14 protein-coding genes and 1 pseudogene are annotated in these 14,901 nt (G+C 56.7%); 5 read left to right on the top strand and 10 right to left on the bottom strand.

Features of this window, described 5'->3' with window-relative positions; translation table 11 throughout:
• Nucleotides 1-79 precede the first annotated feature (79 nt).
• The 3 genes from JFU11_RS13595 to JFU11_RS13585 all read right to left on the bottom strand — a co-directional run bounded on the left by JFU11_RS13595 (nt 80) and on the right by JFU11_RS13585 (nt 1,997).
• Entirely contained in the window at nt 80-694 is a 615-nt protein-coding gene (locus tag JFU11_RS13595; protein ID WP_201060894.1) for a LysE family translocator, read from the bottom strand.
• Between the two features lie 228 nt (nt 695-922).
• Nucleotides 923-1,405, bottom strand: coding sequence for a GNAT family N-acetyltransferase (locus JFU11_RS13590; RefSeq protein ID WP_123722447.1), 483 nt, complete (start codon nt 1,403-1,405; stop codon nt 923-925).
• 202 nt (nt 1,406-1,607) lie between these two features.
• Nucleotides 1,608-1,997, bottom strand: a complete 390-nt coding sequence (locus JFU11_RS13585) for a MerR family transcriptional regulator (protein ID WP_056725146.1) — start codon at nt 1,995-1,997, stop codon at nt 1,608-1,610.
• A gap of 74 nt (nt 1,998-2,071) precedes the next feature.
• Between JFU11_RS13585 and JFU11_RS13580 the strand changes: the two genes are divergently transcribed.
• From JFU11_RS13580 to JFU11_RS13570, 3 genes and pseudogenes are all read left to right on the top strand, one after another.
• Complete coding sequence (locus tag JFU11_RS13580; protein WP_201060893.1) at nt 2,072-3,142, top strand: SDR family oxidoreductase; 1,071 nt, start codon at nt 2,072-2,074, stop codon at nt 3,140-3,142.
• A gap of 176 nt (nt 3,143-3,318) precedes the next feature.
• A complete protein-coding gene (locus tag JFU11_RS13575; RefSeq protein ID WP_008075485.1) occupies nt 3,319-4,218 on the top strand; it encodes an EamA family transporter in 900 nt (299 codons plus the stop codon).
• 156 nt (nt 4,219-4,374) lie between these two features.
• Nucleotides 4,375-4,728 (top strand): annotated as a pseudogene (locus tag JFU11_RS13570) (transposase); the annotation flags it as partial.
• A gap of 107 nt (nt 4,729-4,835) precedes the next feature.
• Here the strand turns inward: JFU11_RS13570 and JFU11_RS13565 are convergent.
• Nucleotides 4,836-5,888: an alpha/beta fold hydrolase gene (locus JFU11_RS13565; RefSeq protein ID WP_201060892.1), complete on the bottom strand. Its 1,053-nt coding sequence runs from the start codon at nt 5,886-5,888 to the stop codon at nt 4,836-4,838.
• 278 nt (nt 5,889-6,166) lie between these two features.
• Nucleotides 6,167-6,538, bottom strand: a complete 372-nt coding sequence (locus tag JFU11_RS13560) for a hypothetical protein (RefSeq protein ID WP_201060891.1) — start codon at nt 6,536-6,538, stop codon at nt 6,167-6,169.
• A 281-nt stretch (nt 6,539-6,819) separates the two neighbouring features.
• Here JFU11_RS13560 and JFU11_RS13555 point away from each other — a divergent pair, with 281 nt between their 5' ends.
• A complete protein-coding gene (locus JFU11_RS13555) occupies nt 6,820-7,416 on the top strand; it encodes a DUF4157 domain-containing protein (RefSeq protein ID WP_123722087.1) in 597 nt (198 codons plus the stop codon).
• 27 nt (nt 7,417-7,443) lie between these two features.
• Here JFU11_RS13555 and JFU11_RS13550 read toward each other — a convergent pair whose 3' ends face one another.
• Nucleotides 7,444-8,346 (bottom strand): LysR family transcriptional regulator, encoded by a 903-nt coding sequence (locus tag JFU11_RS13550; RefSeq protein WP_201060890.1) that lies wholly within the window; start codon nt 8,344-8,346, stop codon nt 7,444-7,446.
• Between the two features lie 92 nt (nt 8,347-8,438).
• Here JFU11_RS13550 and JFU11_RS13545 point away from each other — a divergent pair, with 92 nt between their 5' ends.
• Nucleotides 8,439-9,446 (top strand): aldo/keto reductase, encoded by a 1,008-nt coding sequence (locus JFU11_RS13545; protein WP_201060889.1) that lies wholly within the window; start codon nt 8,439-8,441, stop codon nt 9,444-9,446.
• A gap of 56 nt (nt 9,447-9,502) precedes the next feature.
• Here JFU11_RS13545 and JFU11_RS13540 read toward each other — a convergent pair whose 3' ends face one another.
• From JFU11_RS13540 to xylA, 4 genes are all read right to left on the bottom strand, one after another.
• Nucleotides 9,503-10,651 (bottom strand): sugar ABC transporter permease, encoded by a 1,149-nt coding sequence (locus JFU11_RS13540; protein WP_201060888.1) that lies wholly within the window; start codon nt 10,649-10,651, stop codon nt 9,503-9,505.
• Complete coding sequence (gene xylG, locus JFU11_RS13535) at nt 10,652-12,208, bottom strand: D-xylose ABC transporter ATP-binding protein (protein WP_201060887.1); 1,557 nt, start codon at nt 12,206-12,208, stop codon at nt 10,652-10,654.
• A gap of 125 nt (nt 12,209-12,333) precedes the next feature.
• Nucleotides 12,334-13,335 (bottom strand): D-xylose ABC transporter substrate-binding protein, encoded by a 1,002-nt coding sequence (xylF, locus tag JFU11_RS13530; RefSeq protein ID WP_123722092.1) that lies wholly within the window; start codon nt 13,333-13,335, stop codon nt 12,334-12,336.
• A gap of 144 nt (nt 13,336-13,479) precedes the next feature.
• Nucleotides 13,480-14,796, bottom strand: coding sequence for a xylose isomerase (gene xylA, locus JFU11_RS13525; protein WP_201060886.1), 1,317 nt, complete (start codon nt 14,794-14,796; stop codon nt 13,480-13,482).
• Nucleotides 14,797-14,901 lie beyond the last annotated feature (105 nt).

Here is a 14,901-nt window from a genome sequence, read left to right as displayed (position 1 = left end):
GCCTCGGCATATTTGAAGGACTGCTGTTGGCCGATTGCTCCCTGTCCATAAGGGCAGTTCTTGTATCACAGAACAAGTTCTAAACCAGCTGGCGGATCCCCAGAGACAAAATCAAACCACCGCACAGTCGATCGATTGCTTTTTTCCGACCTTGATACGCGGAAGCAATCTTAGGCTGCGATAGAGCGATTGCGACCATTCCATACCAGGTCATTGAAACCACCACTACAACTGCCAGCATCGATGAAAACGTGCCTAATGAAACGTGGGAGGGGGCTGCGGCTGAAAAAACAGCGGCATAGAAGGCCATGGACTTGGGGTTGCCAATGTTGGTAATCACCCCCTGAATAAAAGACTGCCTGCAACTACCGGCGACGGCATCATTTAGCGGCCCAAGCGCATTCTTCCCCGCATTGATCAACAGTCGGAATCCGAACCACATCAGGTAGGCGGCCCCTAGAACCTTTACAGCAAGCGCAGCCCAAGGGAGCGCAGCAAATACAACCCCGAGACCTGCAATTGCACAGGTGGACCAGAACAAGTTGACCAGTACGATACCCGCTACCAAGGCCAGAGCTTCTGACCGTGTAGCAGCCACCGCTTTATGGACCACTGCGACGAAATTTGGTCCAGGGATAACGACACCGGCCAAGTAGACCAAAAAAACTGTCAAAACGGCGGAACCATCGATCATGTGCTTCCTCGCGAGTCCTGTGGACGGAACCATCCCTTAGTATTGCTGATCGCCATTGGGCGCTGAGTGCCCGGCTCATTCTCGACGATGAGTGTGCGGCTGTCGATCGACCGATTCTGGCCGTTTTCTGCCTGTTGCGACTGGCCGAAAACCCAAAGCAGACATCATGTGTCTAGCAAATCCGGAGCAATTCACTGATGTGAAAATCAAATCTGTATCAAGATTTGCCTAGTCGCCCAAATTAACGGCATTACCGTTAATCCGGACATAATAATTATCGAATTCACCGCTTTCGACGAACACAAAGCCATGGCGAGTGTAAAAACGATTTGAAGCGCTTTCCTTGAGAGCACCAACCTTGATGGGACGCCCGATCTCATCAGCCTCTCTGAAAATCTGAGTAAGAACTTCAGAACCGATTCCTGCTCCTTGAGCACTGGGTATCACATACAAGTGGTCAAGCAGAAGCTCGCTCTGATGGTCTTTGATAACGACAAAACCGACCAGAACACCTGATACTTCTATGCGGCGTGTGCTGTTAGCGTCGAACCCACCAAGAAATCGTTCGCGCGCACGATCCGGGTTAAATCGTCCAAGCCGTTCAAGGCTCTCGCGCATGGCCTCAATCCTGATGGCTACCAGATCTTCCAGGTCGTTATTGGAAGCTGCGCATAAAACGACAGCGGAGTTTTGATCAGCGGAGGCTGGCATAACAAGCACCCTAAACATGGCCGGTCAATCATTATAGAAAACAGAATCCGCATCACCACTACTGCCGCCCGTTTAACCACGCAAGGTCTTTTGGGCGGACGCTTACCGTCCAGGGCTTGGCTACAAGGTTTTAGAAAATGCGTAAGCGATGGGCTTGAAACTGGAGGCAGGCTGCAGCTTCCGTTTCCCAGGTGCTGACAGTTCAGTTAGAAGAGTTGCTCAACTGCTGAAGCTCAAGTTGCTTGGCAGCACTGGCTTCGAGGGTTGCACGCTCTTCATCCAGATACCGATAAATGCTTTGGAGGTTGGCGATTTTCTGTTTGATTTCTGCCATCTTCTTTTCAATTAGCTTCGCGCCGTCAGCACAATCGATCAGCTTGTTCCGCTGCGCATCCAGAATCTCGCCTATTTCCCCCAGGGAAAACCCCATGCTTTGCGCGCGCTGGATAAAGTCCAGATCCTGCAGAGTTTGCACTGTGTAAACGCGATAGTTGTTAGTTTGCCGCAGCGGTGAGATCAGGCCGATTTGCTCGTAGTAACGCAGCGTATGGCGGCTGGCGCCGCTGCGGGCCTCGAGTTCGCCGATTTTCATGAAAACACCGCTTGACTATAGAGCTGGGTCGATAGTTTACGCTTGATTTCTCACCTTAAACAAGGAGCAGGGAAATGAGCGTGGAGTGCTTTGTCACGGGGGGTACCGGCTTCGTCGGTCAACATTTGGTGGCGTACCTGAGTGCAAAAGGTCACACCATTCGGGTGTTAATGCGTCGCCCAGAGCGACTAGCTGTACTGCGGGAGCAAGTCGATAATTTGGGAGGGTGCGCAACCCGGGTATTTGCCGTAGCTGGCGATCTGGAACGGGACAACCTCGGGCTGAGTCTTGCTGACCGAGAAGTGCTAAGGCACGCCAGAGTCATATTCCACCTAGGCGCCCACTTCGCATGGGGACTTTCAGTGGAGCATTCTCGTGCGGTGAATGTGGAAGGGGCAAAGCGCGTGGCGCTGTTGGCGGCTGAGCAAAAAAGCCGTTTAGTGATGATCGGCGGCTACATGCTGAAAAATCATGAACATCTGCAACGCATCGGAATTGATCCTCGTCATCCGGAGTTGACGAATTGGCCTGCCGTCTACCGACATGTCGGTGGTTACGAGGGAAGTAAGCTGGAGGCGCATTTTGCGACCCTGGAGGTCATGTCCGCCAAGGGCGGGGAGATTACCGTTGTCCACCCTGCGACTGTCTGTGGTCACAGCCGCACGGGGCATATCCTTGACGGTCAGCCGCTGGTGGAGCTGATACGCAACCTTGTGCAGGGAAAGTTGACTGCAGTGCCCGGTACCGCCGAGCACTGGCTGCCACTGGTCACCGTGGATTACCTGGTTGAGTTGGTGGCAGTTTGTGCTTTTGATCCTGCCATGGTGGGCCAGGAACTGCTGGCGCTTGATGACCAAACTCCAAACTTGCGAGAACTCCTGATGCAGGTGGCACAACCTTTGGGCTTAAAGTCTCCCAAGCATCACATTTCACTCCGATTGCTGAAGTTGCTACTGAGTATTCCTCCCGTCGCGTGGTTTTTGAATACAAAACCCGAAGCCTTGGACTTTATCCAGACCACTCGTTTTGATACAGCGGCGGTCGAGCAATTTGCCAACAGGCATGGAATAGCCAAACCGGATATACGTCAGTCTTTGCAGCACACTGCAACGTTCGTCAACTCATATTGCATAGCCAAGGGCTAGGCCCTCTGACTTCTCCCTTGGCGGCGACAAGAAGGCGAATAGCATCCTACTGGGCGATCCAGCTTATGCCACAATAAATACTGGGGTTGGTGGGATCTTCGTATCCTCAAACTTTGCGCCGTCGATATAGGGCGGCATTCTATCGAACGACAATTCAGCGACAGGGATCGTCATCAATGCAATCTACTTTCAGCAAAGGCGTCATATTTGCACTCTCCGCTGCGGCACTGAACGCAACGATCGGTGTACTCAGCAAAATACTCATGAGTAATGGTTTCACCGCTAGCAGTGTCGCTGTCATCAAGACCGTACTTGGTTGCGTGCTTCTCTCGATCTTATTGTTTTTCCTCAAGCGCCCGGCGGCGTCGACCAAATGGACTCAGGCGGCTATCTGCGCATTCCTTGGCATCTTTGTGCTGTTCCATTTCGAAACGTCCGCCTATCGACACTACGCTGCGGCAGGTGTGGTGGTGGTGCTGATGGCCAGTGCCTCAATTTCCTCGATCATTCTGGGGCGCATTTTCCTCAAGGATGCCATCACCGCGAACGCTACCGTTGGTGCCGCACTGGCTATCGCTGGGATCTCGGTGATCTTCGGCGGCGACCTGCAGCAGGGCTTTACCCTGCAAGGTGCTGCGCTCGCCTCCATGGCCGGCTCCGGCTATGGGGCCTTTTCGGTTGCCATGAAGCGTATGGGGGTGTCGGGGGGGCTGCACTTCACCCGACAATTGTTGTTCTTTGGCAGCCTGTACTTGCTGATGCCGGCTGCGGCCGATGGTTTCGCGATGGGCGAGCTGTCGCCGCTGGCGATCGCCGCGCTGCTGGCGCTGGCCACGCTGCCGACAATCCTGGGCTTCTTTTGCACCACCAAGGCCATCGAGTATCTCAAGCCATCCCAAGTGCAAGCGCTGGAGCTGACCGAACCACTGTTCGCCGCGCTGTTGGCGTTTGTGGCGCTCAACGAAGTACCGCGTGAAAGCCTGTACGCGGGAGCGGCACTGATCATCGTCGGCCTGTGTTTCTCCAATGAACTAATCCGCTTGGGCAGCAAAGCATCCGTCCCTTCGACCGAGTGAGCTATTTTCGGATTCTGATTACTTTAGCAATCAGTGGTTTTTAAGTGTTTTGAGCGACCGACCGCTTCTGGCCCAGAGTGTGTAAAAACGCCTTCGCGAACACTTGCTATGATTTCTGAGAATTTCATCGCAGGGATCGCCGATGAAACGCTTTAGTCACCGGATAAACAGGTCTCACTGACCGATCCAGACGCCCGCTCCATGATGACGCGCGGTACGGGAATCGTCGGCTATAACGTGCAGACGGCGGTCGATACTCAACATCATTTGATCGTTGCGTATGAGGTCACCAACGTCGGTTCCGACCGCGATCAACTCGTCTCGATGGCCAAGTAGGCCCGCGAGGCGATGGCGTCAGAAACACTATCGGTAGTGGCTGACCGAGGTTACTTCAAAAGCGAACAAATCTTGGCTTGTCACGATGCCGGCATCACTGCCTATGTGCCCAAGCCAATGACCTCGGGAGCAAAGGCTGACGGGCGTTTCAATAACGATGCGTTCATCTATGACAAGGCTGTGTAAAAACGTTTTTGATCGTAATAGGTGGCTGGATTCGACACAAAAATTGCGGTCCTACGCAAATTTCAGGTCTGCTGAGTTGCCGAGTGCCAGCAATCCTAGAGCTCCAGTTTGTTGTTCGCGGACTGCGTCAAAAACTCGGTGATCAGTGACGTAACCTGCTGTTGGATTACCTCGCGCGGGCGAGCATTGTCGCCATCCCCGCAAATGATGCCATCGCCAGGAATGTCCTCTTCGAGCAATGCCACTGCACCTGGTTTGCAAATCGACAAGAAGCTGAAATGGCTGGCGTCACTGATCTCGACATAGCGGCTGGACGCTTGGGGCAGGCGTGTGGCCAGGTTAGCGGACTCCAACTGAGCAGGCAGTTCCACCGATGGTGCGCCGGCAGCGATAACTAGCACCGGCACCGGCAGTGCCGCAAGGCTCTCATCTGTCATCCCGCGCGAGAGTCCCAGGTCCAAAGAAACCACAGCGGTGACGCGTTGATCGCGCAAATCGCCGGCCAGACCAGCCTTTAATGCCGGAGTACTCTCAGGGTTGATCTTTTGATAATTGGTGCAACTGGATAACTGCGGATGGAGTTTGCAGTCACGGGCAAACAGGGCCGGGTCGAAACGAGCGCCGGCGATCTCCATTGCAGTCCAGCCGCCGAGTGAATGGCCTACTACAGCAATTTGACGCTTTGTGACCACGCCAAATTTTTCAGGTTGAGTGGTGACCGCCTCAATGGCCCGATGCAGGTCAATGGGCCGCTGCCATAACTGCGCCGCCGCTTGCGGGCTTCGATCATGGGTCGTGGTGCCGGGGTGGTTGACCGCTGCGACAACGTAACCCTTATGGGCCAATGCACTCGCCAACCAGTTCTGATTGTTCCAATTGCCTCTGAATCCATGGGAGAGCACCACCAATGGGTGCTCGCCAGCAGAGGGTGGCGCGTTGCGAACCGCAGAAGCACCGACAAACACCACATCGTCGCCGATCAACTGTGGGGTGACGGTCGTTGTACTGGGATACCAGACGACCATCTCCAGCGGACGCTCATTGTGTGGGTCCGGCAGGGTGTCGGATTGGAAGCCGACAGAGTTGACGTCAGCGAGAGCGCTGGTCGTCAGGCAGGTTAAAAGCAGGGCGCCGAGAGCTGTTTTCAATGGGTTGTCTTCCTTGATTTAGATAGGGGTTCAGAACCTGGAACCCACCGATAGCGTGCATCACATCTCGCAAATTATAGAAATCCTGCGCCGTGAGCAGGTGAATCTGCACCGACATTAAAGCCGATACTCCGACTGACATGCATAGTTTCCGTTATCTGCATTGACCGGTCAGCCGCCGGGCTTTCGGGGCAAGTCCGAAGGGCCGCTATTGGCCGATTTCTGCCTGTCAATAAGGGCTGCAAACGGGCCGAAGCGGACACAGGCGGGCATTCCGATTAGCTGAATTGACGCTCATACAGGGTGACCTGCTGAGGAAACAACTCACCATAGAGAGGATATGGAATACCGAAAATGTTCACTTCTATGCAAGGCGACGGGAACTCTTTGGAGTAATCCAGGATGCCCAGGCCCGCACATGGAATTACCAGACCCGCTTCGGTCTGAACAGAAAGATCCAGAACGGTCTGATTGTGGTGGTTCGTGGAGCACTCATTCTGGATAGCAGCGTATCCATCGGTAGGTTCGAATTGGCCTGAAACAACGCCCATGGGGGGATCTCCGTACTCGAGCGCCGAGTAGCCCACCAGAACCAACCCGCTATAAATTGAGAATCGCGTCATGAAACTGCCTGTATTTTTGCCGTGCATTAGACCCAACCAGCGGTATATCACTCGGCTAGTCCTTAAGCGAGGGTGAGCCTGTTGAGCGACCGCAATTGGCCGATTTCTGCCTGTCACGACGAGCTGGTACCAGCCAACAGCTGTCGCAGACGCGTGTCTACTAAAGTGGGAGATTCGCAGAAAAGATGGTCTGTCACTTCCTGCGATTATCCTGGGAGCGCTTGGTTCGGGACTACGCATAAAGCTATGCCGGGTCGTCGATCAATTGTGACTCACTGTTCGCGCTGCGTCCGTCCCTGGAGCGCCCAATGCCGCCCATCACCACGCGCCTGGTGGCGCTGTTTGTTCTTTGCCTGACGCTTGAAGTGCCAGCCCAGACCAACGCCTGCCCAGCGGGTGAGAAACAAGTGTGCCTGGATGGCTGCATCTGCCTGCCAGACGTGGGACAGGTGCTCGGTCCCCTGCCTGATGGCATCTACCAGATCGCGGCACCTGCCTTGGTGCTGTGGCTGACCCAAGCCCGCGCTGAAGCAGCCAACGCCGGCATCCAACCCATTCCACCGCACATCCGCGAGCAACTGCTGCGCTGGTACGCCCCCAGCGTTCTCGATACCGCACGCTACAGAGTTAGCGACAACGGCCAATTCAACGCCGCCACTGCCATGCTGCAAAACCCCGATGTCGGTGCCGTGACGCTGATCGACATCATCCTCTTCCGGGACGCTCAAACCGCAGAACAGAACATCGCGCTCTGGGCTCACGAACTGAAGCATGTGCAGCAGTATCAGGAATGGGGGGTAGAAGGATTTGCCCAGCGGTATACGCAAGATTTCAATGCCGTGGAGGCGCCGGCTTATGCCATACAGGCTGAGGTCAGACGGTGGGTGCGGGAAGGGACTTACTGAAGAGCTGCCGGTCGGGATGGTTCTGAATCAGTTTCGCAAGTCACCCGCTTTGATGAAGTCGATGAGCGCTTTCAAGGCCGGTGGCACATGGCGCCGGCTGGAGTAATAAAGAAAGAATCGGCTTGGCGGTGCTTTCCATTCCTGGAGTATTTCTCTGAGATGCCCTTTGCGGATTTCGTCGCGCGCCAGCTCCTCGTAGACATAGGCAATACCAGCGCCATCTTTCGCCGCCTGGATCATCAGCGCATCGTCTTCCAGAATGAGCGGGCCTGTGACGGACAACCGTATCGGTTGACCGTCTGCTTGATACTCCCAGGCGTAAAGTTTGCCACTGGGAAAACGCCTGGCAATGCACGAATGCTCGAGCAAGTTGCGGGGGGCTTGGGCGATCCCCTTTGCGGCCAGATAGGTATCCGAAGCAACCGTCACGAACGATTGAGGTGCGCCGACAGGGACTGCGATCATGTCACCGGCCAGGCTTTCACCAAAACGGACTCCAGCGTCAAACCCGCCGTTCACGATATCGGTCAATCCATCGTCGGTGATCAGGTCCAACTGAATACGTGGATACCGGGCCACGAAGGGCGCAAGTACTTTCGCAAACACGATACGAGCCGCCGGGCGCGCCACGTTGAGGCGAAGTTTGCCAGCGGGCACTTCCTGCATCGAGGTCAATTGCGCCAATACATCGGCAACCTGGTGCAGGGTCGGGACCAGCGTCGCCAATAGCTGCTGGCCGGCCTCGGTCGGGGTCACGCTACGAGTGGTTCGGTTCAGCAGCCTGATGCCCAGGCGTGTCTCCAACGCTCGCATCGCGTGACTCAACGCGGAAGCCGACACGCCACGCTCGTCGGCTGCCTTGCGAAAGCTGCGATGGCGAGCGACGGCGGCAAAGGCATCGAGTTCAGAGAGATCGGGGTGATTACTCATGAATATCGTTCAGTAGTTCAAATATGATTACCCATCTTATCGTCATCAGATCTCTCCCGGATACTTCTCACATCATTTGTGGAGAGGTCGCTATGCAAAAGAATCGTCTTGGGTCATCGGAATTCCTGATTTCGCCTATTGGCTTGGGGACATGGGCAATCGCCGGCGCCGGCTGGGAATACAGTTGGGGAGCGCAGGATGACAAGGACAGCCTGAGTGCACTTGAATATGCCATCGAACGCGGCGTGAACTGGATTGACACCGCTGCGGTTTATGGCTTGGGCCATGCGGAGCAACTGGTGGGGCAATTGCTGCGTCGGGTGCCGGTCTCGCGGCGTCCTTTGGTGTTCACCAAAGGCAGCCTGGTCTGGGATCCGGTCACGAAGCAGATTTCGCACTCCCTGGCCCCCCAATCCTTGCTCGCCGAGATCGACGCAAGCTTGCGCAGGCTCCAAGTCGAGACTATCGATTTGTATCAGATCCACTGGCCTGCCTTTCCTGCCGACGCAAGCAGTGAAGGTATTGAAATGGCGCTTTCGGCTTTGGCAGCCGCGCGCGATCAAGGAAAAATTCGCGCTATCGGCGTATCGAATTTCGATGTCGCTCAACTCAAGCGGGCGCAGGCGGTGACAGAGATCGTGTCGCTCCAGCCGCCGTACTCCGCCTTGATGCGGGACATCGAGAAAGACGTCCTGCCATTCTGTGAACAGGCCGGGTTGGGTGTCCTTGCCTATTCCACACTTCAATCGGGGCTACTGTCCGGCAGCATGACGCGTGAACGCATCTCGCAATTGCCCGAAGACGATTGGCGCAAGGCCCGAAGTGCTGATTTTCAGGAGCCCCGTTTGAGTGCGAACCTGGCATTGGTTGACGTCATGGCGCGTATTGGAGAAAGGCACGGGGTGAGCGCTGCGGCGGTCGCCATCTCTTGGGTACTTCGCCAACCGGTAGTGACGGGCGCCATTGTCGGAGCCCGCCGTCCCGCACAAGTAGACGGGCTGATTGCAGCCTCGGAGCTGCGCCTTAGCGCCGCGGAAATCGACGAAATTCGACCGTTCCTGCCCTCAGGCATGGGAACAAATGTCCCCGGCGCCGCCTGACGCTGTTGAGCAGAGGGTGAGCGTTCGCCGACCAATCTTGTCGTTCATGAGCTCGATCATCGGCTGGCCGAATAGCGCCCGGTCCGGGTGCTCACATCGACCCACACGGCTAACACCAGAATGCTGCCTTTGACAATCATCTGCCAGTAGCTGTCTACGTCGAGCATGGACATGCCGTTATCCAGACTGGTGATGACCAACGCGCCGAGAAGGGCGCCGTAGACTGTGCCGGAGCCGCCGCGCATGGAGGTCCCGCCGATGAAGCAGGCGGCGATGGCGTCGAGTTCGCCCATGCTGCCGGCCGAGGGTGAGCCGGCGGCCAGGCGGGCAGTATTGACCACGCCGGCGAGGGCACACATCACGCCCATGATCCCGAAAATCCACAGCTTCACGGCCTGCACGTTGATACCCGACAGGCGCGTGGCTTCCATGTTGCTGCCCACTGAATAGACGCGTCTTCCGAAGACGGTCTGGCTGGTCACGTAGCTGAACACGCCCAGTAGAATCAGCAGAAGCAGCACCGGAACCGGAATCCCGTCGTAGCTGTTGAGGGTATAGACGAACCCGGCCAGTACCGCGCCGATCAACACCACGCGCAATACGTCACGCATCATCGAGTGTGCCGCCAGGCCGTGGAGAGCACGATTGCGGCGTTGTTTCCAGGTCAGCAAAAGTGTCAGCGCGAACAGCAGCACGCCCAAGCCGGTGCCTACCGCGTGCGGCAGATAACCCTGGCCAACGTAGACCAGCTCCGGCGATACCGGGGCGATGGTGGTGCCGCCGGTAATTCCCAGCAGGATGCCGCGAAAGGCCAACATGCCACCCAGCCCGACGATGAAAGAAGGGATCCGCAGGTAGGCAGTCATGTAGCCGTTAGCCAAACCGATCATCAATCCGCACAGGGCGACCAGGCTCAGGTTCGCCAAGAGCGGTATGTGATAGACCACGTCGAGAATCGCCGCCAGTCCGCCCAGCAGGCCCAGCAATGAGCCGACCGACAAATCGATCTCGCCGCTGATGATTACCAGCACCATGCCGCAGGCGAGAATCCCGGTGATGGACATCTGCCGCAGCAGATTGGAGAGGTTGCGCGGGGTCAGAAATCCGCCCTCGGTCTGCCAACTGAAGAACAGCCAGATAATCGCCACAGCAATCACTAGCGCGAGCATTTTGTAGCGGGTGAAGAGCTGTTTGATCTGATTCATCTACACGGATTTCCGATCATTAGGGTGATGGCCAGCGGGTTGGCTGAGCGCGGCGGCGAGCACCTGTTCCTGGGTGAGTTCGTGGTTGATGAAGTCGCCGCGCAACTGGCCTTCGCCGATCACCAGGACGCGGTCGGAGACGCCGAGCACTTCGGCCAGCTCCGAGGACACCATGATGATCGACACGCCGTCGGCCGCCAGCGCCCCCATCAACTTGTAGATTTCGTACTTGGCGCCGACGTCCACACCTCGGGTAGGCTCATCGAGAATCAGTACCCGGGGTTTGGTCAAAAGCATTTTTGCCAGCACGGCTTTTTGTTGATTGCCGCCAGAGAGGCTGGTGATTGGCAGGAACGGGCTCGCGGTTTTAAGGTGCATGCGCGAGATTTCGCGGTCGATGCTACCCAGTTCGGCTTCGGCGTCGATGCGGGTCAGTTTCGAGTAATTGTCCAGCACGGCCAGGGTGATGTTCTGGCCGACCCCCAGATCCGGAATGATGCCCTGGCGCTTGCGGTCCTCGGGCACCATGCCCAGGCCGGCGCGGATTGATTTGCGCGGCGTGTGCGTGTCGATCGGTTTGCCGTCCAGCCAGACCTCACCTTCGTGGCGACCGGGGTAAGCGCCGAACAGCGCCGACACCAGCTCCGTGCGTCCGGCGCCGACCAGGCCGGCGATGCCGAGGATTTCACCGCGTTTGAGGACGAACGAAATGTCGTCGACCCGTTTGCGTTTCGGGGTGTCGACGTCGTAGCAGGTGACGTGGCGCGCCTCGAAAATCACTTCGCCAATGTCGTGGGGCTCGGTGGGGTAGAGGTTGCTCATTTCCCGTCCGACCATTTGAGTGATGATCTTTGGAATGTCCATGTCCGCCATGGCGGTCGTGGCGATGTGTTGGCCGTCATGGATCACCGAAATGGTGTCGCATACGGCGGCCACTTCATCAAGCTTGTGAGAGATGTAAACGCAGGCAACGCCCTTGGCCTTAAGGTCACGGATGATATCCAGCAGCACCTCGATTTCCGAACGGGTCAGGGCCGATGAAGGCTCATCGAGGATCAGCAGACGCGCTTGCTTGTTCAGTGCCTTGGCGATTTCCACCAGTTGCTGGTAGCCACCGCCGTACTGCGAAACCGGTAGCGATACGTTCATGTCCGGCACTTTCAGTTCACGCATCAGGGCTTCGGCGCGGTGGATCATCGCCGGGTAATTCATGCGCCCGCCGGGCAGCGTCAGCTCATGGCCCATGAAAATGTTTTCGGCCACCGACAGGTCGGGAACCAGCGTCAATTCCTGATGAATGATGACGATACCGGCGGCCTCGGTTTCGCTGATCGATTGCGCCTTGAGCGGCTGGCCGTCCCAGAGGATTTCACCATCCCACGTACCGTAGGGGTAGACCGCCGACAGAATTTTCATCAGCGTGGATTTACCGGCGCCGTTCTCGCCGCACAGTCCCACGCATTCACCGGGCTTGACCCTGATGTCGATGCCATTGAGGGCTTTGACACCGCCGAAGGTTTTGACGATGCCGTTCATTTGCTGCAGGTAGTCGGACATGGCGAGGGCTCACACAAAGGGCTCACACATAAGCAACAGACGGGAGGTCAACCCTGCGGGAACGAATTGGCTCGCCCCGCAGGATTGCACTCAAGCTTGCTCTCGAGTCTGTATTGCTCGATGGATCACTGTCCGGCAATCTGCGCCTTGGTGTAGAACCCGTCCTGTTCCAGCAGGTCGATGTTGTCCTTGGTCAATGGGGTCGGGGTGAGCAAGATGGTGTCGACTTTTTTACTGCCATTGTCGTACTGCGAGCTGTAGGTGGGTTTCTCGTTACGCGCCAGTTGCACTGACAGCTTGGCGGCTTCCGAGGCGATGAGTTTCAGCGGTTTGTAGACGGTCATGGTCTGAGTGCCATTGATCACTCGCTTGACCGCTGCCAGGTCCGCGTCCTGGCCTGAGATCGGCACCTTGCCGGCCAATTTCTGTGCGGCCAGTGCCTGGATCGCACCACCTGCAGTGGCATCGTTGGAGGCGACGATGCCATCAATCTTGTTGTCGTTGCGGGTCAGGGCATTCTCGACAATGCTCAGTGCTTCGGTGGGGTTCCATTCCTTCACCCACTGTTGGCCGACGATTTTGATATCACCCTTGTCGATGGCCGGTTGCAGCACTTTCATCTGACCTTCGCGCAGGACCTTTGCGTTGTTGTCAGTCGGCGCGCCACCGAGCAAAAAGTAGTTACCCTTGGGCGCTGCTTGCAGCACGCCGCTGGCCTGCATCTCGCCGACCTTTTCGTTATCGAAGGAAATGTAGGCGTCGATATCGGCGTTGAGAATCAGGCGGTCATAGGACACGACTTTGATTCCGGCCTTCTTGGCTTCGGCGACGGCATTGGTCAGTACGGTGGCGTTGAATGGCACGATGACGATCACATCGACGCCACGGGAGATGAGGTTTTCGATCTGAGAAATCTGCTTTTGCTCGTTGGCATCGGCCGATTGCACAAAGACCTTGGCGTCCATTTTTTCCGCCGCCGCGACGAAGTAGTCCCGGTCACGAGACCAACGTTCCAGCCGCAAGTCATCTATGGAAAAACCGATTTTCGGGTGGGCAGAATCGGCCATGACCGAAAGTGATAGCAAAGACAGGGCGCCGGCGAGTAGCGTGCGTTTTAGTTTCTTCATGATGGTGCGTCCTTTTATTGTTGTTTGAAAGACACTGCCTGACGATGAGTATCGTGCCGGTAGAACTGTAGAGAGTCGCCAAGTGCCGCGGGCATAGATTTGTCGCGCGAATGTCACAGCGCCGCCAGCGGACGTTGTTGACCGTCAGTTGTAGATAAATCGGTTGACGACGTTTTCGAGCATCTCCTGCCTGCCGCTGACGGCCTGCGGATTCAGTTCGTTGGCGAAGGCGTGTTCGGCCAGTGATTGGAGGCTGAACTCACCCGCCAGTACCGCCAACCCCAATGGCTGCTGCCAGCCGGCATAGCGTTGATCCTTGAATTGCTGGAGTCGGTCGTTCTGCACCATGGCCGCTGCACGCTCCAGGGACAGGGCGAGGACGTCCATCGCGGCGACGTGGCCATGGAACAGATCCATCTCGTCGAGGCTTTGGCGGCGAACCTTGGAGTCGAAGTTGAACCCGCCATTCTTGAAACCACCGACTTTGAGAATTTCGTAGGTGGCCAGGGTCATCTCTTCGACGCTATTGGGAAACTGGTCAGTATCCCAGCCGTTCTGCGGATCACCACGGTTGGCGTCGATGCTGCCGAAGATCCCCAACGAGGCTGCCGTTGCGATTTCGTGATGGAAGCTATGACCCGCCAGGGTCGCATGGTTGGCCTCGATGTTGACCTTGATTTCGTTTTCCAGGCCGAACTGATGCAGAAAGCCAAAGACGGTGGCGCTGTCGTAATCGTATTGGTGCTTGGTCGGCTCCTGCGGCTTGGGTTCGATCAGCAGGTCACCTTTGAAACCGATCTTGTGCTTATGCTCGACTACCATGCGCATGAAACGACCCAGTTGTTCGCGTTCGCGTTTCAAGTCGGTGTTGAGCAGGGTTTCGTAGCCCTCGCGACCGCCCCACAACACGTAGTTGGATCCTTTGAGGCGCTGGGTAGCGTTCAAGGCGCTGAATACCTGAGCGGCGGCACAGGCGAACACTTGCGGGTCCGGGTTGCTGGCGGCTCCTGCGGCGAAGCGCGGGTTGCTGAAGCAGTTGGCAGTTCCCCACAGCAGCTTGATCCCGCTCTGTTCCTGATGGCGCTCCAGGTGGTCGATCATCTGCGCGAAGTGGTTGCGGTATTCCTTTAGCGAACTGCCTTCCGGGGCGACATCCGTATCGTGGAAGCAGTAGTAGTCGATACCAAGTTTGGAGAAGAACTCGAATGCAGCATCCGCCTTGCCGATCGCCATCTCCATCGGATCTGCAGCTTGCTGCCACGGGCGCTTGAAGGTCCCTGCACCGAACACATCGGAGCCCGGCCAGACGAAGGTGTGCCAATAGCAGACAGCCATGCGCAGGTGCTCGCGCATCGGTTTACCGAGGATAAGCTTGTTGGCATCGTAGTGGCGGAAGGCGAGGGGAGAGTCGCTGGCGGGGCCTTCGTAGAGAATCTTGTCGACATCGGGAAAGTACGGCATTGGCAATGTCCTTGTTGTTCTTGGCGGTGTCTCGATACTAGCAACGGCCTTGTGGCTGCTGATTATGAAAGTCACCAACACAGGGTGCGATTTTGAGTATTGAGA

Source organism: Pseudomonas sp. TH37, assembly GCF_016650735.1.
In the GTDB taxonomy this organism is placed as follows: domain Bacteria; phylum Pseudomonadota; class Gammaproteobacteria; order Pseudomonadales; family Pseudomonadaceae; genus Aquipseudomonas; species Aquipseudomonas farris.
The sequence above is the reverse complement of the archived record's forward strand: the minus strand, read 5'-3'. Positions and strand labels throughout refer to the sequence as shown.